This window comes from Acerihabitans sp., assembly GCF_036398755.1.
Classification (GTDB): domain Bacteria; phylum Pseudomonadota; class Gammaproteobacteria; order Enterobacterales; family Enterobacteriaceae; genus Acerihabitans.
In genome coordinates, this window is sequence record NZ_DASWOM010000045.1 from 20531 (window position 1) to 39127 (window position 18597).

General features: G+C 63.0%; 16 protein-coding genes. 7 read left to right on the forward strand and 9 right to left on the reverse strand.

Features of this window, described 5'->3' with window-relative positions:
• Positions 1 to 5: 5 nt before the first annotated feature.
• The gene (locus VGC33_RS07550; protein ID WP_331120137.1) at positions 6 to 3335 is read right to left on the reverse strand and encodes a DUF5107 domain-containing protein; all 3330 of its coding nucleotides are present in this window, start codon (positions 3333 to 3335) and stop codon (positions 6 to 8) included.
• A 112-nt stretch (positions 3336 to 3447) separates the two neighbouring features.
• Here VGC33_RS07550 and VGC33_RS07555 point away from each other — a divergent pair, with 112 nt between their 5' ends.
• The gene (locus tag VGC33_RS07555) at positions 3448 to 4680 is read left to right on the forward strand and encodes an ROK family transcriptional regulator (protein WP_331120138.1); all 1233 of its coding nucleotides are present in this window, start codon (positions 3448 to 3450) and stop codon (positions 4678 to 4680) included.
• A 12-nt stretch (positions 4681 to 4692) separates the two neighbouring features.
• Here the strand turns inward: VGC33_RS07555 and VGC33_RS07560 are convergent, their stop codons facing one another.
• Positions 4693 to 6972: a heavy metal translocating P-type ATPase gene (locus VGC33_RS07560; protein WP_331120139.1), complete on the reverse strand. Its 2280-nt coding sequence runs from the start codon at positions 6970 to 6972 to the stop codon at positions 4693 to 4695.
• An 80-nt stretch (positions 6973 to 7052) separates the two neighbouring features.
• Here VGC33_RS07560 and cadR point away from each other — a divergent pair, with 80 nt between their 5' ends.
• Entirely contained in the window at positions 7053 to 7484 is a 432-nt protein-coding gene (gene cadR, locus VGC33_RS07565; RefSeq protein ID WP_331120140.1) for a Cd(II)/Pb(II)-responsive transcriptional regulator, read from the forward strand.
• Positions 7485 to 7490: 6 nt separating this feature from the next.
• Here the strand turns inward: cadR and VGC33_RS07570 are convergent, their stop codons facing one another.
• The 7 genes from VGC33_RS07570 to VGC33_RS07600 are packed head-to-tail and all read right to left on the reverse strand — an operon-like array spanning position 7491 to position 13760.
• Positions 7491 to 8735 carry a pyridoxal phosphate-dependent aminotransferase gene (locus VGC33_RS07570; protein WP_331120141.1) on the reverse strand — a complete coding sequence of 415 codons (1245 nt, stop codon included), beginning with the start codon at positions 8733 to 8735 and terminating at the stop codon, positions 7491 to 7493.
• Positions 8723 to 9694, reverse strand: coding sequence for an arginase family protein (locus VGC33_RS07575; RefSeq protein WP_331120142.1), 972 nt, complete (start codon positions 9692 to 9694; stop codon positions 8723 to 8725). Before VGC33_RS07575 ends, VGC33_RS07570 begins: the two co-directional genes overlap by 13 nt.
• Before the next feature lies 1 nt (position 9695).
• Entirely contained in the window at positions 9696 to 10496 is an 801-nt protein-coding gene (locus VGC33_RS07580) for an amino acid ABC transporter ATP-binding protein (RefSeq protein WP_331120143.1), read from the reverse strand.
• Complete coding sequence (locus VGC33_RS07585) at positions 10493 to 11215, reverse strand: amino acid ABC transporter permease (protein WP_331120144.1); 723 nt, start codon at positions 11213 to 11215, stop codon at positions 10493 to 10495. Before VGC33_RS07585 ends, VGC33_RS07580 begins: the two co-directional genes overlap by 4 nt.
• Before the next feature lie 3 nt (positions 11216 to 11218).
• Positions 11219 to 11878, reverse strand: a complete 660-nt coding sequence (locus VGC33_RS07590) for an amino acid ABC transporter permease (protein ID WP_331120145.1) — start codon at positions 11876 to 11878, stop codon at positions 11219 to 11221.
• 30 nt (positions 11879 to 11908) lie between these two features.
• Positions 11909 to 12763 (reverse strand): transporter substrate-binding domain-containing protein, encoded by an 855-nt coding sequence (locus VGC33_RS07595; RefSeq protein ID WP_331120146.1) that lies wholly within the window; start codon positions 12761 to 12763, stop codon positions 11909 to 11911.
• A gap of 31 nt (positions 12764 to 12794) precedes the next feature.
• Positions 12795 to 13760: an agmatinase gene (locus VGC33_RS07600; protein ID WP_331120147.1), complete on the reverse strand. Its 966-nt coding sequence runs from the start codon at positions 13758 to 13760 to the stop codon at positions 12795 to 12797.
• Positions 13761 to 14116: 356 nt separating this feature from the next.
• On the opposite strand from VGC33_RS07600, the gene VGC33_RS07605 reads away from it, so the two are divergent.
• From VGC33_RS07605 to VGC33_RS07625, 5 genes are all read left to right on the forward strand, one after another.
• A complete protein-coding gene (locus VGC33_RS07605; protein WP_331120148.1) occupies positions 14117 to 15079 on the forward strand; it encodes a LysR family transcriptional regulator in 963 nt (320 codons plus the stop codon).
• A 246-nt stretch (positions 15080 to 15325) separates the two neighbouring features.
• Positions 15326 to 16081: a GntR family transcriptional regulator gene (locus VGC33_RS07610; RefSeq protein ID WP_331120149.1), complete on the forward strand. Its 756-nt coding sequence runs from the start codon at positions 15326 to 15328 to the stop codon at positions 16079 to 16081.
• Positions 16078 to 16989 carry a carbohydrate kinase family protein gene (locus VGC33_RS07615; protein ID WP_331120150.1) on the forward strand — a complete coding sequence of 304 codons (912 nt, stop codon included), beginning with the start codon at positions 16078 to 16080 and terminating at the stop codon, positions 16987 to 16989. Before VGC33_RS07610 ends, VGC33_RS07615 begins: the two co-directional genes overlap by 4 nt.
• A gap of 22 nt (positions 16990 to 17011) precedes the next feature.
• Positions 17012 to 17863: a BtpA/SgcQ family protein gene (locus tag VGC33_RS07620; protein WP_331120151.1), complete on the forward strand. Its 852-nt coding sequence runs from the start codon at positions 17012 to 17014 to the stop codon at positions 17861 to 17863.
• A complete protein-coding gene (locus tag VGC33_RS07625; protein ID WP_331120152.1) occupies positions 17860 to 18597 on the forward strand; it encodes a hypothetical protein in 738 nt (245 codons plus the stop codon). Before VGC33_RS07620 ends, VGC33_RS07625 begins: the two co-directional genes overlap by 4 nt.

Sequence of the window (18597 nt, forward strand, 5' to 3'; positions counted from 1 at the left end):
CACCCCTATTGGTTTTGTTGTGAGCAGTCCTGCAATTCACCGGTCAGCGTGCTCGCCAACGCCGCGAATAACTGCGCCTTATCATGGTTGGGATTACAGGTGAGCAAGGCGTCGATTTGCTGTCGCCAGCGCAGGGTATCGCCTAGCCCGAGCGATGCCAGGGCGCTGACAAACAGGCAATGCTGCCGGTGGTTTTGCCCGGGGTCGTTATCCAGTACCACCACATCCGGCAGGGATACCGCGAAGAAGTCCGTCGCCACCGGCTGGTCGAGGGCGGCCGCCGACCAGTCAAGCAGGGCGGTAAAGCGCTGGCGCGCCTCGCGGCCACGGCCAAGGCGCGCCAGCGCCGCGCCTTGGTAGAACAGATAATCCACCGGTTGATCGTTGTAATAGCGGCTTTCATTGATCTCGCCGTTGCCCCGGGCCGCCTGGAGATAATGGCGCCGCGCCTGTGCGCCATCCCCCAGCCGCTGTGCGCAGACGCCCAGCCAGAAATAGATATCGTTGTCGGTTTGCCCCACCAGACGCCCTTCCCCCAGGTTGGGCGGATAGCGCAGCGCCGCCCGCAGGCTTTCCGACGCGGTATGCGGCTTGCCCGCCTCAAGCGCGTTATGGGCCTGGCGCAGATGTGCTATCAGGTATTGGGCGGTCACCTTGCCCTCGCCGCCTTCCCACGGATGGAAGGCATGGGTCGACAGCAGCGCCAGCGCTTTTTCCGGCTGTCCGAGCTGGTTATATAAACTCAGCAACTCGGCGATCAGATCGTCGCGCCTGAGCGCGACCGGCATATGCGCTTCCAGTATGGCCAGGCGCGCCGCCGGTTCGGCGCCGCATAACCTGCGCAGGCAGTCCCCCTCAAACAGCAGGCGCGCGTCGGCGGGGGCCAGGGTGAACGCCTGCTCGAGATGGCGCGCGGCCAGCGCGCGGTCCTGTTGTTTATTGAAATAAAAGACCCCCAGGTCGCGCCAGGCGCCGGCAAAGTCGGGTTGCAGCTCGAGACTGCGCCGCCAGTAGTCCGCCGCCCGCCGGTAGCTGCGTTTGCTGTAGTGAAAACAGCCCAGGAGGTATTGGGCGAAATAGCATTCGGGCAGTTGTTCGAGCATCGCCACTTCCGCCAGTTGGTTCGGGAACCGCACCGACCGGCCGAAGTTATCCCGCGCCTGTTGTAATAACGCCAGGTACTGTTGCTGCGGGAGCGTCCCTTTCAACAACGAGGCGCGTAAATACAGCGGCAGCGTTTCCCGGCTGTCGAGCAGCGTCAGGAGGGTGATTGCCTCGTCGCGCAGGCCGAACGACAGCAGGGTGGTGGCGATGCCGAGGGCGTTAACGCCCCGATCGCCGGTCACCCGGCGCAGTTCGGCAAGAGACGTTTCCTGGTCATCAAACAGATAACGCAGGGCGAACAGCGTATAATGCAAGGGATACATCCGCAGCTGCCGCGCTATATAGGCCAGGCTTTCCGCCGTCCGGCCGACGCGTTGCAGCAGGACGGCCCTCAGCGCCATCAGCGGATAGTTGGCGCCATTGCTCAGCAGGCTTTGGTCGGCAAAGGCCAACGCGTCCGGCCACCGCCGGCGGCGGGCGGCGATGCGCGCCAAACCGAAAAAGCCCCCTTCCTTGCCATTGCCGCTCCAGGTCGCGCGATAAAAATCCTCATAGGCGCGGTCCCATTGCCGCAGGCGTTCCCAGGCGCAGGCGCGGATCAGGCTGGCGCCGCCGTCCTGTGGATTTTTGTTCAGGCGATGGGAACGGGCCAATGCGGCATCAGCGTAGGCGATGGCCTGCTCATAGCCGGCCCGGTTATATTCCGCTATCGCCAGCGACAGGTTGCAGCGGTAGTCGCCGGCGTCCAGGGCCAGCCCACGCCGGTAATAATCCTCCGCGCCCTGGCCGACATGGTTGTATTGTTCCAGGTGCTGGCCGATAAACCAGGCCTCGTCGGCGCTGTCGATAGCGGCGGCCGGGCGGGGAGCCTGGGCCGGGGACGGTAACGGCGCGTCCTCGGGCTGGTGCTCAAGGTAGCTGAGGACCAGGTTATCCTGATTATCCCTGAGTTCGATGGACAACCGGCCGCCAAAGTCGCCCGGCACCGCTTCCTGCAAAGCCTGGGCGGGGGTGAGGTCAACCGCGATTTCGAGTATCGGCGCCGACAGGCCATCGTCGCGGATCACCAAACGGTAATCATGCAGTATCGCCACCGCATACAGCCCCCAAACCAGTCCCGACGCGGTCCTTTCCAGCTTCAGGGCGGCGGAGGTATTGGCGTTTTGCACCATGCCCAGGGTATTGTAAGGCAGGAAGTTCTGCACAAATCGCTTCTCTTCCCCGGCGTCCAGCCAGCTGAAATCAGGCTGGTTATCCGTGAATACCCCGGTCATCAATTCAATATAGGGGCCGTTGGCGTCGGTCAGGTTGTCGTCCCAGGCGCGGCCGAACTCGCCATTGCCCCAGGTCCACTGTTTTTTCCCCGGCGACACGTGATGATCGGCAATATGCAATAGGCCGCCCTGCTCGTCATGACTGTAGGCGCCGACAAAATCGTAATCCGACCGATAAGCCATATACGAGGTGGGCACCGGGATATTTTTATAACGGGAGATATCCACCCCGGCGGAATAATCGACTTTATAATACGTGCCGGTGGCTATGGGAAAGGTCGATACATCGCGTTTGCCATGGTCAAACACCGCCGTGACATCGGGCGGAAATATGCTTTGATGATCGTCGCCGCCTTTCACCGCCGGATTCGCCCACCATAAAAAATGGCGCGGCGTATCGTTGCCGTTGAATATCCTGGCCGAAATTTCAAGCAACGCCCGGTCCGGATAGAGGGTAAAACCGGTCATGACCTGCAGACCGCGCATCGGTTCCAGCTCGCCGAGCCAGACCGTGCAGGCGCCGTCCTCATGCCGCTGCAACCGGTAGTCCACCGGCATGTAGGTGGTCGGCCGGTGATGCTGCGGCCAGTTGAATTCGATGCCGCCGGATATCCATGGCCCGAGCAGGCCCACCAGGGCGGGCTTAATCACTTCATTGTGATAAACAAAATCGCGCTGTTTGATCTTGTCATAGGCGCGCTGGATACGCCCGCCCAGTTCGGGCAGCAGCATAATCCGCAGGTAATCATTTTCCAGCCACAGCGCCTGGTATTCCCGCGGCGCCGGTTCCCCGGTCAGGGTATCTATTACGCCGTAGGGATAGACCGCGCCGGACGATCCCTGATAGACCCGATGTTCCAAAAACATTGGATGCTGATCCTGTTCACCGGTCAGGTAGGTGGGAATGGTTACGCTTTCCCGCCACATCTTTACTGTCCCTTTATCTACACCCGACATAGCCACCTCAATCAAAATTTTGATTAAACCATCCAGAGGAGGCAGTATAGAGGACAATTTATGGCCGATATTCGCCAAACGGTCACGCAATACAGTTAAGTGAGTTGAGTGAATGAATCTTTGCGGCATGAACAGCCATGTGATGCGCGGCCATAATAAAGCGGTGATAATCAGCCATTTATATCGCGAAAAAATCGCCAGTAAATCCACGCTGGCGCGATTAAGCCAGTTGAGCATCCAGGCGGTGAGCAATATCCTTGACGAACTGCTGGAGGAAGGCTATTTATGCCGTTTATCGCGTAATTTGCATACCCGCGGCAACAACAGCGGCAGCTTTCAAATCGCCACCCGGGGCAATATCCTGTGCCTGAACATCTCGCCCTTTTTGATTGAAGGCGTATTGGTGGACGGGCTGGTCCGTCCCCTGCTGCCCCTGCGCCAGCAGCCGGCGCGGATTGACACCCCGGGGCAATTGGCGCGGGAAATCGAGCGCCAGTATCACGCGTATCGCCAGCATGACCCGCAAACGCCGCTGCGCATCGCGCTGTCCATACACGGCCAGGTCAACCCGCGCACCGGCGTCTCGGAAAGAATGCCCCAGGCGCTATGGCATGAACCCGTTGAGCTGAGGTATTTGCTGGAGGAAAAGCTGTCCACCAGGCTGCTGATGGACAATGATTGCGTGATGCTGGCATTGGCGGAAAAATGGCAAAATATGGCCAATGCCAAGGATTTTTGCGTGATTAATGTCGATTACGGTATCGGCTCCTCCTTTGTCATCGACCGGGAAATCTATCGCGGCACGCTGTTCGGCAGCGGCCAGATAGGCCATACCATCATCGATCCCGATGGCGCCGCCTGTTCGTGCGGTCGCTATGGTTGCCTGGAGACCATCGCCTCGCTGTCTTCCCTGAAGAAAAAAGTGCGCATGCAATTAAAAATGACCCCGGACAACGATTTGGAAAACCAGCAGATCAATACCGCCTGGCTGCTGAGTCAATTTCACGCCGGCAATCCATCGGTGCGCCTGCTGGTACACAACGCGGCGCGGGCGATTGGGCTGAGCCTGTATAATTTTCTGAATATACTGAATATCAACCGTATCTATCTTTATGGCCGCAGTTGTCAGTTCGGCGCCGAATGGCTTGGGATCATCCATGAGCAAACCCACTACAATCCCTTTGATCGCGCCGATACCACCAGAGACAACGCGACGCTTATCGAAGTGGGCGGGTTAACCCGGCAACAGCAGGTGATGGGCATCGGTTTCCTGTATGCCGAGGACATCCTGAAGAACGGTCTGTTCGGCAGCGCCGCGCCGGCGGTCCCGGCGCGGCGCGAGTAAAAGCCGCCCGGACTACTGACGCGTCAGCCGCAGTCCGTTGGCCACCACCAGCAGGCTGGCCCCCATATCGGCGAACACCGCCATCCACATGGTGGCCATGCCCAGCATGGCCAGGATCAGGAAGGCGGCCTTGATGCCCAGGGCCAGGGCGATATTCTGTACCAGCACCCGGCGCGTGGTGCGCGACAGGCGGATGAAGCGCACGATTTTGTTCAGGTCGTCGTCCATCAGCGCCACGTCGGCGGTTTCAATGGCGGTATCGGTACCCGCCGCGCCCATGGCGAAACCGATATCGGCCCTGGCCAGGGCGGGGGCATCGTTGATGCCGTCGCCCACCATGCCGACCTTGCCCTGGCGCGCGTACTCTTCCACCGCGCGCAGCTTGTCTTCCGGCAGCTGATCGCCCAGGGCGACGTCGATACCGACCTGGCCGGCGATGGCGCGGGCGGTATGGACGTTATCGCCGGTCAGCATCACGGTCTTGACGCCCAATGCCTGCAGCGCCTTGATGGCGGCGCGGCTGCTCTCCTTCACCGTATCCGCCACCGCGAACAGCGCCAGCACGCGCTCGCCGTCGCTGAGCATGATAACGGTCTTGCCCTGCGCCTCAAGCGCGCCGAGCCGCGCTTCCAGTTCGGGGCTACACACGCCCAGTTCATGAATCAGCCGATGGTTGCCCAACTGGTAGTGCACGCCGTCCACGGCGCCGCGCACGCCGCGTCCCGGCAGCGCGCCAAAATCGTCGACGTCCGGCAGCGGCGCGTTATTGCGCCGCTCGGCCGTGGCCACGGCGCGGGAAACCGGATGGTCGGAGCGGGCGGCGATGGCGACGGCGATAAGCACCGGGTCACGTCCCGCCTCCTGCGCCAGCAGCAGGGTATCGGTCAACGCCGGTTTGCCGTGGGTAATGGTGCCGGTCTTGTCCAGCGCCAGCCAGGCGAGCTTGTGGCCCTCCTCAAGATAGACACCGCCCTTGATCAGGATGCCGTGCCGGGCGGCGGCGCCCAGGCCGCTGACAATGGTCACCGGCGTTGAAATCACCAGGGCGCAGGGACAGGCGATCACCAGCATAACCAGCGCGCGGTAGGCCCATTCATACCAGCCGCCGCCGGTCAGCAGCGGACCCAGCGCGGCGATGGCCAGGGCGAGGACAAATACCGCCGGGGTATAGATCCTGGCGAACCGGTCGATAAACCGCGCGGTGGGCGCGCGCGCCCCCTGCGCCTCCTCCACCGCGTGGATGATGCGCGCCAGCGTGGAATGGGTGGCGGCGGCCGTTACGCGAAACTCAAACGCCCCCGACCCGTTAATGGTGCCGGCGAACACCGTATCGCCGCCGGTTTTTTCCACCGGCAGGCTCTCGCCGGTGATGGGCGCCTGGTTCACGCTTGATGCGCCGTCCGTTATCACGCCGTCAAGGGCAATGCGTTCGCCGGGTTTTACCCGCACGATACGGCCCGGCGCGATGTCGCCCACGGCCAGGTCGGCCCAGCCGCCGTCCGGCCGCCGCACCGTCGCCAGCTCGGGGGCAAGCTGCACCAGCCCGCGGATGGCGTTGCGCGCCCGGTCGAGCGATCTGGCCTCGATAAGCTCGGCCAGGGTAAACAGCACCATCACCATGGCCGCCTCCGGCCATTGGCCGATAAGCATCGCCCCGGTGACGGCGATGCTCATCAGGGTATTGATATTCAAATTGCCGTGGCGCAGCGCAATCCAGCCCTTGCGGTAGGTTCCCAGGCCGCAAAGGGCAATGGCCGCCAACGCCAATAGCGCGCCGGCCCATTGCGGCCAGCCCGCCCATTGGCAGGCCTCGGCGCCCAGCGCCGCCACGCCGGCCAGCGCCAGCGGCCACCATGGCTTGGCCGTCGGCGCCGCCGGCGCCTGCGCGTCCAACACCGGCGTGCTGTCCATGCCCAGGGAGCGGATCGCCGCCTCGATGGCCGGCAGCGCGCCTTCGTTATGGGCGACGGTCAGCACCTGGCGCATCAGGTTGAATTCCATGCCCCGCACGTCCGGCATAGCGCCCAGCGCCTTGCGGATCATGCCCTCTTCGGTCGGGCAATCCATCTGGGCGATATACAGCCGGCTTACCGGAACGCCGGCGGCAAAGCCCGCAGCCCGGGCCGGTGGAACGCCGACGGCCTGGGCGGGTCCGGACGAGGAAAACGGCGCCGCAGCCGCCGGGCAGCAGGCTGGCGGCGGATTCGGCCGATCCCGGCTTTCCGGCGCGCCGGCCCGGGCGTGGCAGCAGTCCTTGGGGGGGGTAATGGGTGTCATACGCTGAAAAGCCATGCCGTGCTCCTGATAACATTCCTTATGGCGCATTGCACACCCTGAAGCTACTATAGAGTCAAGACATAGAGGAGTCCGTGATGAAAATCGGTGAAGTCGCCTCATCGGCGCATTGCTCGGTGGAAACCGTGCGTTTTTATGAAAAACAAGGCTTACTGCCCGCGCCGCTGCGCACCGCGGCCAATTACCGCAGCTATACGCCGCTGCACGTCGAGCGCCTGCGGTTTATCCGCCACTGCCGCGTGCTGAACATGACCCATGGCGAGATTCGCCAGCTGCTGGACCTGGTTGAACAGCCCGCCGCCGATTGCGGCGCGGTTAACCACCTGCTTGAGGATCATATTACCCACGTGGAGACGCGCATCGCGGAGCTTATCCAGCTTAAGGGGCAGCTTACGGAACTGCGTCGGCGCTGCCGGCGGGAACAGCGGGTGGACGCCTGCGGCATCGTGCAGGGCATCGCGGCGATGGACACCGGGCCGGCGCCGGAGCGGCATACGCATCTGGGCTGAATCCCCTTAGCCTGGCGGGTTCGCCAGGTAGCCGCCGGCCAGGAACGCGCGCAGCCGCTCCACGCCCTGTGCGAGCTTGTCCGTCGAGCTGGCGAAACACCAGCGGATACATCCCTCGCCGGCCGGGCCGAACGCGCTGCCCGGCGCCAATCCCAGCCCGGCCTCGGCCACCAGCGCCTTGCACAGCGCCATGCTGTCCCGCAGCCCCGCCACGCGGAAAAAAAGATACATCGCGCCCTCGGGCAGCGGCGTTTCTATCTGCGCAAAGGTGCTCAGTTCGCGGTACAGAAAATCCCGCGAGGCCTGGAAACGGGTCAGGGTAACGCCCAGCGCCTCCTCCCCCAGGCTGACCGCCGCCACGCCCGCCCGCTGCACGAACGCCGGCGCGCAGCTGCTGTTGTATTCGATTAATTTCGCCAAATCCTGGATAAGCGTATCGGGCACCACCATCCATCCCAACCGCCAGCCGGTCATCATCCAGCTTTTGGAAAAGCTGTTGACGACGATCAGGCGGTCGCGCGCATCGGCAATGTCGAGAAACGACGGCGCACAGCGCTTGTCGGGCGCATCAAACAGGATGCGCCCATAAACCTCGTCGGACACAATCCAGATGCCGTGCCGGCGGCAATGCGCCAGCACCGTCGCCTGCTGCGCCGCCGGCATTACCCAGCCGCTGGGGTTGTTCGGCGAGTTAATCACCAGCGCCCGCGTGCCCGGCGTCAGGGCGGCGAGCAGCGCCGCCATATCCAGGTGCCAGCGGGAGACGTGCCGGGATTCACGCACCAATTGCAGCGGCACTTCCGCCACGCGCGCGCCGAGGATCTTCGGAATCTCCACCAGGTTCGGCCACACCGGCGTCACCACCACCACCCGATCGCCGGGACTGTAAAGCGCCTGTGCCGCCAGCATCAGCGCCGACACGCCGGAATTGGTCACGGCAATGCGGTTTTCGCCAACCGGCCGGTGCCAGGACGAGAGATAACGCGCCAGCGCCTCGCGCAGCGCCGGTTCGCCCAGGTTGGGGGTATAAAACGTCTCCCCCGCCGCCAGCGACGCCTGCGCGGCGTCGCAGATAAACGCCGGCGTGCGGCGATCCGGTTCGCCAAACCAGAACGGCAGGATATCGCCGCGTCCTATACCGGCGTTCGCCACCTCGCGAATGGCGGAAAAACGCAGGTCGCGCACGCCGTCCCGCATCAGCGGCGCATCTTCGGGCCCCGGCGCCGGCGCGCCATCGCTTAACCGGGACATGTTGTCCGCCTTGACGCGCGCCAGCGCGGCTGGTCGCAGATATTGCCGAGAAACTCGATCACCACATGCGCGCCCAGGTAAGAGGTCACGCCGGAGCCGACATCCAGCAGCGGGTTAACCTCGACAAAATCAAAACCCACCACCTGATAGCGTTCGGCAATCGCCTTCAGGCTGTCGCGCAGTTCGGCGTAGGTCATGCCGTCCGGCTCCGCCGAGACGCAGCCCGGCACCAGCGACATGTCCAGTACATCCACGTCGATGCTGACATACACCCTGGCGTTTTCCGGCAGCAGCGCGCCGATACCCTGCGGCCCGATGCGCCGGAACTCACCCATGGGGATCACCCGGTTCCCCCCCTCGATCACCTGCTCGACGATTTCCGCGCTGTGGCGCAGGCTGCGGATGCCGATCTGCGTCAGGCTGCTGGCCCCGGCCCGCTCCACCACATGGCGGAAAGCGTGGCCGTTGGTATACTGCATATCCTGCTCCAGCGTGCCGTAATCGGTATGGGCATCAAAATGCAGTACGTGGATATCGCCGTCGAACGCGCGGAACACCGGGTAGGTAATCGAATGGTCGCCGCCCAGGATCACCGGCATCGCGCCGCCGTCCAGGATGTGTTTTACCGCCTCGGTTATCAGCGCAAAGGTTTTTTCAACATTGGTGGGATGGATATCCACATCGCCGGCGTCCACAATCAGCCCGCCGCGGATCTCCTCGCCGAGGAATTCGCGCTTTTCCTCGGGGGAATAATAACCCCGATGTTCACTGCAAAAACGCAGCGAATGCTCGCGCAGGGAGCGCGGCGCCATACGGGTGCCGGGCATAAAGGGCGAACCCTCATCGAACGGGATGCCCAAGATGGCGATGGCCGCGTCCAGCTGCGTGATATCCGGCGCAATCCTGGCGCGCAAAAAAGAGGGAATGCCGACAAACGGCCGGTTGACTCGGGTCATCATATTACTCCTGGGTGGAAGGATTAACGCGCCCCGACCCGGAGGTCAGGGCCAGAAACTGCCGCAGGCGCGGATCGCGCGGGGATGCGACCAGCTGTGACACCGGCCCTTCCTCGACGATGCCGCCCTCGCACATAAACGCGAGGCGTGTGGAAACGTTCACCGCAAAATGGATATCGTGGGTGACAATCAGCATGGCCATGCCGCCTTGCGCCAGCGAGCGCAGCAGCGTCTGCACCTCGCCCACCAGCTCCGGATCCAGCGCCGAGGTGGGTTCGTCGAACAGCATTACCGCGGGATCCATCACCAGCGCCCGGGCAATCGCGACGCGCTGCTTCTGCCCGCCCGAGAGCTGCCAGGGATAGCGGTCGGCCACCGGCGACAGCGCAAACTGCGCCATTTGCTGTTCCGCGCGCGCGCGCGCCTGTTCGCCGCCACGGCCGAGCACCACCCGTTGCGGCGTAATGATATTTTCGCGCACGGTCAGGTGCGGCCATAAATTGAACTGCTGGAAGACCATCCCAAGCCGGGGACGCAGAGCGTCAATCTGGCGCCGCGACTGATGGCGGATCATTTCGCCCTCGCGCTGCCGGCCGAAAGGCGCGCCGTTTATCTCGATAAAACCTTCATCCGGCGTTTCCAGCCAGGTTACGCAGCGCAGCAGCGTGCTCTTGCCACAGCCGCTGGGACCAATCAGCGCCACGATTTCCCCGGGAGCGATATCCAGGTATACCTGATTCACCGCGCTGACCTGGCGAAAGCGTTTGCTGATTGCGGTGACGCGCAGAGCGGGCGGGTTATTCATGGCGTGTTCCGCCAGTCAAGCGAGAGGTAGCGCCGGGCGATGGCGCTGCGCTGGATGGCGTTGCGGCTGCTTTGCCCGCCGCCCAGCTCCACGCGGCGGGCCGCCTCGGCGATAAACGCGGCGATGAGCCAGTACAGGGCGGTAATGGCGATAAACACCTCGAACGGCGCGAAGGTGGCGCCCTGCGCCACCAGGCCTTGATAGGTGAGTTCCGGCACGGTGATGGAACTGAGCACCGCCGACTCCTTCATCATCGTCAGCGTCATGTTGGTGGAGGGCGGCACCACCGCGCGCAGTACCTGCGGCGCGATAATATGGCGCATCGCCTGCGCCGGCGACATGCCTATCGCCCGGGCGGACTCGAACTGGCCGCGCGGCAGCGCCTGGATGCCGGCGCGCAGGATCTCGCCGTAATAGGCGCTGGCATAGAGCGCCAGCGCCAGGGTGCCCACCGCCTCGGCCGGCGGGCGCAGGCCGGTAAACGGTAAGCCGTAATACACCACGAACAAAAAAATAATAAACGGCGCGCTGCGCAGGCAGGCGATATAGACGGCGATCGACGCGGCTACCGCCCGCAACGGCACCAGGCTGAGCAGCGCCACCGCCATACCCAGCAGGTAGCCGATGGCGAAGGCTATCAGGGTAATTTTCACGGTCAGGCCGGCGCCTTGCAATAATAGCGGCCAGTAGGGGTAAAGCACGGTGAAATCAATGTGCATACGTTATACCCGGGCGTCCGCCACCCGGGCCTCCAGATAGCTGCCGATGGCGCTGAACGCCAGGTTGATGACCAGGAAAATCAGCGCCGCGCCCAGCAGTGTTTCAAACGGCCGGTAGTTGCCGCCGGCGATTTGCTGCGCGGTGCGCAGCACGTCCACCACGGTGATGACCGACAGTAGCGCGGTGCCTTTGACGATGATCGTCGCTTCGTTGACGATGACCGGAATCATCCGCCGGAACAGCTGGGGCAATACCACGCATTGCCATATGGCGCGTGGGCGCAGGCCGAGCGCCGCGGCGGCCTCGATATGCCCCGGATCAAGGGTGCCGAGCCCGCCGCGCATGGCTTCGGCGAGGAAGATGGTGCTGTTGAGGGTAATGGCGATAATGCCCGCCGCCGTGGGGCTGAGATCCAGTCCCAGGGCCGGCAATACGTAATAACAGATAAATATCTGGATAAGCAGCGGCGTGCCGCGCACAAAGCTTATCAGCACCGCGAACGCCCTCCCCAGCCAGACGTTTTTTCTCGCCCGCAGCAGGGTAAACCCGGTTGAAAAAACCAGCACCAGCAAAAAAATAATCACCGCCAGGCTGAGGTTGACCCATGCCGCCTCCAGCAAAGGCGGAAAACTGGAAAATAACGTTTGCCAACTGAATTTCATCACCGGGACTCCGCTACGGTTTAACGAAAATTACTGCGCGCCGGGAGGAAGATAGCCGCTGTCCGGGATGTCCATGGTAAAACCGAACCATTTTTGCTGCAGCGCCGCCAGGCGCCCGTCGTCACGCATGCTGCGGATAACGCCCGAGATGGCGTCGCGCAAATCCTTATCCTGCACACGGGTGACCCAGGCCAGGTAATCATAGCCGCCCTGGTTGGGTATCGCGGTCATCAGCTCAAAGGTATCCGGCCGCTGTTTTACCAAAACCGCAAGGCTCGGCAAAGATTGCACCACCGCGTCCACCTCGCCGTTGGCCAGCGCCATATACGCCCCCTGGAAATCGGTGAACAGCTTGAGCTGCTTATAGCCCGCGCCGCCGTCGGCCTTCAGTTTGGCGTCCAGGGCGCGCGCCACGGGTTCGGTGGACGACGCCAGCTGGGTTGCCACCACCTTGCCGTTAAGATCGGCCGTCTTCGCCAACCCATCGCCTTTACGCTTGAGCAGATACGGCGCGCCGTTGGCTATGGGCAGGGTGTAGGCATAACGCTTGGCGCGCTCTTCGTTAATCCCGACCGTGGTGGCGACAAAATCAAACTTCCCGGCCAGCAGGCCCGGTAAAATGCCCTGCCAGGGCAGATCCAGCTGTTTGACCTTCACCCCCAGCGCCTTGGCCACTTCCGCCAGGATATCCGACCCGTAGCCGACGATTTTGCCGTCCTGCACGAATTCAAACGGAGGAAACGCCGCCTCGGTGCCTACGGTTACGGTGCCGGTGCGTTTGATTTTTTCCAGCGTGGTTTCGGCCGAGGCCTGGGCGGCGAGCAGCCCCGCGCAGGCGCACAGCAGCACCAGCCGGACAAGGAACAGGTGACGGATTTTATGCATGATGAACTCCCATTAAGAAACCGGTAAGGCGTCAAGACCGCGCCGTGACAAAATAATCCGCCCGCACCGCCGCGCCGATCAGATTCACCATCAGGCGCGCGGCGGTAATACAGCTGATATGATTGACATCTTTGGCGGGCGTGATTTCAACGATATCCATTCCCACCACTTTGCCCTTGCGTACCAGGGCATGGATCAGGCGGCGCACCTGGTGAAAGGTGAGACCGCCCGGCGCCGGGGTTTCCACCGCCGGCATCACCGTCGGATCCAGGCCGTCCGCATCGATGGTGATATAAAACTGACCGCCGTCGGGGATACGGTCGATAATGGCGTCGATACCCGCGTCGTGGACCTCGAAGGCGGGGATGATATGCGCGCCATAGGCCCGCGCCGCGTCCACTTCCTCGGTGCGGGCGCTGCCCTGGGCACGAATGCCGATCTGGAAGATTTCGCCGATATGGGCCATTTCGGACGCGCGGCGGATGGGACTGGAAAGACCGTTGCGCACGCCGTTCACCTCATTGCGCCAGTCGATGTGCGCGTCGATCTGAATCAGGGTAATCGGCCCCCGGCCCTCGAACGCCGCCAGGATGGGAATGGGAATGCCGTGGTCGCCGCCCAGGGTGATGGGCATGGCGCCGGCGGCGAGGATTTTACGGATCGCCTGTTCGGCGCGCGGGGTATGGCTGCCGAGATCGGCGGGATCGGCCAGCACATTGCCCACGTCCACCAGCTTGATCGGCCGGTTATCCAGGATCGGGCCGCCGACGTCGAAATCATACTGATCCTTGCCCTTGCTGATGGTATCGCTTACGGCGCGCACGGCGTCGGGGGCATGAATCTGATCGTTGCTGATGGCATGGGGGGCATAGGCATTGCCGTAGGGCAGGCCGATAATGGCGATATGCGCGTCAAGGTGTTCCAGATCGGTGGACACCGGCGATCGCAGGAAGCCTTGGGGGCCGTGGGACGGCGGAACGGTAAGGGACTGCGGCATGGGATGCTCCTGAGGGATGGGTGATGCTAGGGAGTATAGACCGGTTGCCGGTAGCGCTTGGTGACCGCCGGTGAACCTATGCGTGTATGGCGTACACCCTTTCCGCCGGCAGCATGCATCGCATCGGCGCCGGCGCCGGCGCCCCGTTGTGGAGCATGCCTGTTCATTAACAGAGCAGCCGAGGCGCAGGGCGGGGACGATGGCGCATCAGGGGCGCCGTCCGGCATGGCATTCATCTTGCATGTTTTTTTTTGCGCATCGTTTTTGTTGCGGGGTCCGTTTGACCCACTCTGACCGCTCTCAGGGCGCGTGATAAGCGCGCCTCCCGATGTAGCCCCGACGTTAGGCAGCGAAATATGACTCCATCCGCAAATAATCTTAAACCCGTGCCGCCCCTGACGGAGGCCGATCTTAAACTGCTGCGCATCTTCCGCGCGGTCGCCGAGGCCGGGGGACTGACCGCGGCCGAGGAGGCGCTGAACATCGAGCGCTCCACCATCAGCCGCCATCTGCAGAACCTGGAGGCCAGGCTGGGCGAAAAACTCTGCTTTCGCGGGCCGGCCGGTTTCCAACTGACGATGTTCGGCGAAAGCGTCCTCAGGGCATCCAGCCTGGCGGACGATACGCTGAAAAAAATACGCGACGATCTGAACGACGCGCGCAATATACTGGCGGGCGATTTGACTATCGGCATCGCCGATAACTGCCTGTCCAATTCCGGTTCCAAGGTTTCCGAAGCGCTGGCGGCCTTCCGTTCCATCGCGCCGGACGTCACCGTGCATCTGTCGATTCATCAGCATGATTCGCTGCTCGCGCACATGCTTGACCGGCAATTGCATATCGGCATCAGCGGCATGCCGGAGACCAACCGGCAGTTGCAAAGCGTGCCGTTGTTCAACGAGGCGTTCCGCCTCTACGTGGCGCTGCCTTTCGGCCAGCCGGCGCCCGCCATGGCGGAGTTGATCGAGCAGAATTATGTCCTGGTCACCCGCGATCGCGATCCCTACAGTTCCCGGCTAAGCCAGCGCCTCAATATGAAACGCAAGGCCGTTGCCTCGGGACTGGAGGCGGTCGCCACCCTGATTGCCGCCGGCGGCTATGTGGGATTGTTGCCGACCCATTACGTGCAGACCCTTTCCCAGTTCTATTGTTTTGTCGAAGTCGCGGATGCGCAGGCGTTCGCTTATGAAGTGACGTTTTCGCTGCTGTCGCTGCGGGGACATCCCCTGCCCCCCAGCGGCCAGCGCTTTATGCGCTTATTGCTCACGTTAATGCACCAGGATGCCGCCGGGGGGTTTTCACTCCAGGCGGCCAGCTGAGACTCGCGACGGCGCCGTCATATAAATTTCCTATGAGGGGATTGCGCTGCAGAAACCGGCGCCGACGGCGGTCAAATGTCTGGTTTCAATTCACTGTTTCCTGACGATAATGCGGCAAACGCCCTTACCGCTGCACGGCGCTAATGCTATGTAATTCAATAACCTTGCTGACAATTTGCCGGTTGACAGGGATTGTCATGTCAATCAATTATCATGACAACCTATCGGCAACCTTAATGAATAAATATGCAATGGGATCAGCATGGGCTTGTCTCCGGCCCGCAGCCATTATGGTGGCAAATTGCAGACAGATTACGCCGTGAAATCGAATTCGGCGGTTTTAAACCCGGCGAGGCATTGCCCTCCGAGACCCTGCTTAACCAGGTATTCGGCGTCAGCCGGACCACCGCGCGCACCGCCCTGGATAAACTTGAGCAGGAAGGGTTAATCAGCCGACGCGCCGGTAAAGGCTCTATCGTGCTGCCGCCGCAGGTGATCCAGCCGCTGAGTCAAATGTCGAGTTTTGCGGAAGATATGCAGCGGCGCGGTTTTACCGCCGGCTATCACACCCTCAGCGCCCGCATGGCGCTTCCCCCGGCCGAGATTGCCGCCGCCCTGGGCCTGGAATCCAACGAAAAAGCCTTTATGTCCACCCGCTTGCTGAAAGCCGACGCCATGCCGATGGCCTATTCACAAAGCTGGCTGTCGCCCGCCCTGTTTGTCCATCACCCGGTGCCCGAGGCCGGTGAACTGGACCGCCAGTCGCTGTACGTCTGGCTGGAACAGCGGTGCGGCTGCCGCATCGCCGGCGGCCGGGAAACCATCAGCGCCGCCCTGCTCAGCGGCGAACTGTCCCGCGCCCTGCAGGTGGCCAAGGGGAGCGCCGGCCTGGTGGCGCGCCGCCTGAGCCATGACGCGGACCTGCGCCCGGTTGAATACGTGACGGTGCATTACCGCGCCGATCGCTACAGCTTTACCATCGATCTGGTACGCAAACCATGACCGCCGGCAAGGCGTTGTTTGTCGGCGATATCAGCCTGGATACCACGCTTAGCATGGCGGCCATCCCGCAGCCCGATGAAAAAGTCCTGGCGCGCATCACCAGCGAATCCGCCGGCGGCGTGGTGAGCAACGCCGCGCTGGCCTGCCGCATGGCGGGCGCGGACGTCCGGCTCGCCCTTGAAACCGGCGACGACCTGGTGGCGGACCCCCTGCTGCACGGCCTGCGGCAATCCGGCCTGCGCGTTATCGGCCGCAAAATGCCCGGGCGCACCTGCCGCGCCATTATCCTGCTGGAACCGCACGGCGAAAAACGCCTGCTGCTGGAGCCGGGCGTCTCGCTGTATCCCAGCCTGGAATGGGTGAAAACCCTTGATTTAGACGGTATCGACTGGGTGCATACCGCCGCGTACGGCGAAGGGGCATGGCACCTGATTGAACAATGCCGAAAGGCCGGCTGCAAATGGTCGCTCGACCTGGAGCCGGCCACCTTCGCCCAGGGTCTGGAACCGCTCTATCCCCTGCTGGCCGGCGCTGAAGCGGTGTTTTGCAACCAGCGCGCGCTGCGCCAGCTCGGTGACGACGCCGTGGCGCGGCTGCTGGCGCTTAAGGTTAACGCCGTGGTGTGCACCCTCGGCCCGCAGGGGGCGCGCTACGTCTCGGCCGCTGAAGATATCCGCGCCCGCTATCCCGTCGAGCCGGTAATCGTGGATACCACCGGCGCGGGCGATTGCCTGGCCGGCTGGTTTATCGCCGGCCGGCTGGCGGGAAAATCGGTCCAGCGGTCGCTGACGCAGGCGGTTTTCGCCGCCACCTACAGCTGCGGGGGCATGGGCGCGCAGCCTTCCTATCCCAGCCTCGAACAGCTTATGCATTATCAACGCGCCGGCTCGCCCGAAGGCGATGCCTGAGCCCCGACAGATGAGAGAACAAATGGCCGGACCACAAGTACTTCCCGAGAAACCCAACATGCTCGCCGCGCTGTTTCCGGTAAAAAAACCGGTGATAGGCGTGATTCATTTACAGGCCCTGCCCGGCGCGCCGCGCTATAACGGGCAGGCGATGAAAGACATTTTCGCCGCCGCCGTGGCCGATGCCAAGACCCTGGCGCAGGGCGGCATCGACGGCATTATTATTGAAAACGCCAGCGATCTGCCGTTCTGCCGTCCGGAAAATATCGGTCCGGAAACGGTGGCCGCGCTGACCGCCGCCTGCATGGAAGTCCGCGCCGCGGTGGCGACCCCCATCGGCATCACCTGCGTGGCCAACGGCGCCATTCCGGCGCTGGCGATCGCCAAAGCGGTCGGCGCGCGCTGGGTGCGGGTCAATCAATGGGTCAACGCTTACGTGGCCAACGAAGGTTTCATCAACGGTCCCGCCCCGGAGGCCATGCGTTACCGCGCCATGATAGATGCCCGCGATGTCGCCATTTTCGCCGACGTTCACGTCAAGTTCGGTGCCCACGCCATTACCGCCGATCGCAGTATTGCCGAACAGGCCACCGACGCGGAGTGGTTTGACGCCGATGTGCTGATCGCCACCGGCGCGCGCACCGGTTCGCCCACCGAGCCGGCCGAGGTCAATCAGGTGCGCAACGGCACCAACCTGCCGGTCATCATCGGATCCGGCCTGTCGCCGGAACAGGTGCCGGCGCTGTTCAGCGCGGCCGACGGCGCGATTATCGGCCAATGGCTGAAAATCGACGGCGCCTGGTGGAAGCCGGTGGATGCGCGCCGCGTTGCGCAGTTAATGCAGGCGGTAATGCGCGTGCGGGAGGGCAAATGACGCTGCTGACCGGTGAAACCGACGTATTCTCTTCCCAGCCGTCGACCTCGGCGCGCTGCGTGGTGGCGTTTATGGCCAAACGCCAGCCGGACGCGGGCGGCGCGGTGTATCAGCGGCAACATTATCACGCGTTGATGGCGCTGCTCGACGAGCTGCGCGGCGAAGGCTGGTTATTATCCTTTCGCGCCATGTTCATGCCCGCGGACGTCACCCTGCCGGCGACGGCGCTCGACAGCGGCGCCCTGCACGAATGGGATATGGCCGGCGCCTTCGAGGCGCCGTCGCTCGGCGCGGCGCTGGCGGGAACCGTGCGTCTTGAACAGGCGGGCTGGTCGCGGCTGTTCGCCACCCAGTGGCTGCTGGGCCCGCGTGAATTCGCCACCGTGAACGGCTGCGGTCCGGATATCCGCCGTCCCTGGGGATTTATGGCGCTATGGGAATGGAACGACGCCTGGTGCGAGGCGACGCCCGCCGAACGCACGGACTATGACGCCGAATGCGACGTGGCGTTTAAAGGCGACCTGGCGCTGAACGTTAACATCGCCGGCCGCCATCGTCTTGACTGGGCGCACAGCTGGCATCATCTGGGCATATGGGAAACCGACAGCCTGGATACCGTCTCGCGGGCCATTACCGGCCATCAGCACGCGGCGGATTTTAAATTCACCACCTCAAGACACGTTACCGGCAAGGTACGCCCGCTGGCCGACCTGCTGTTGCCCGTTATCGCCTAA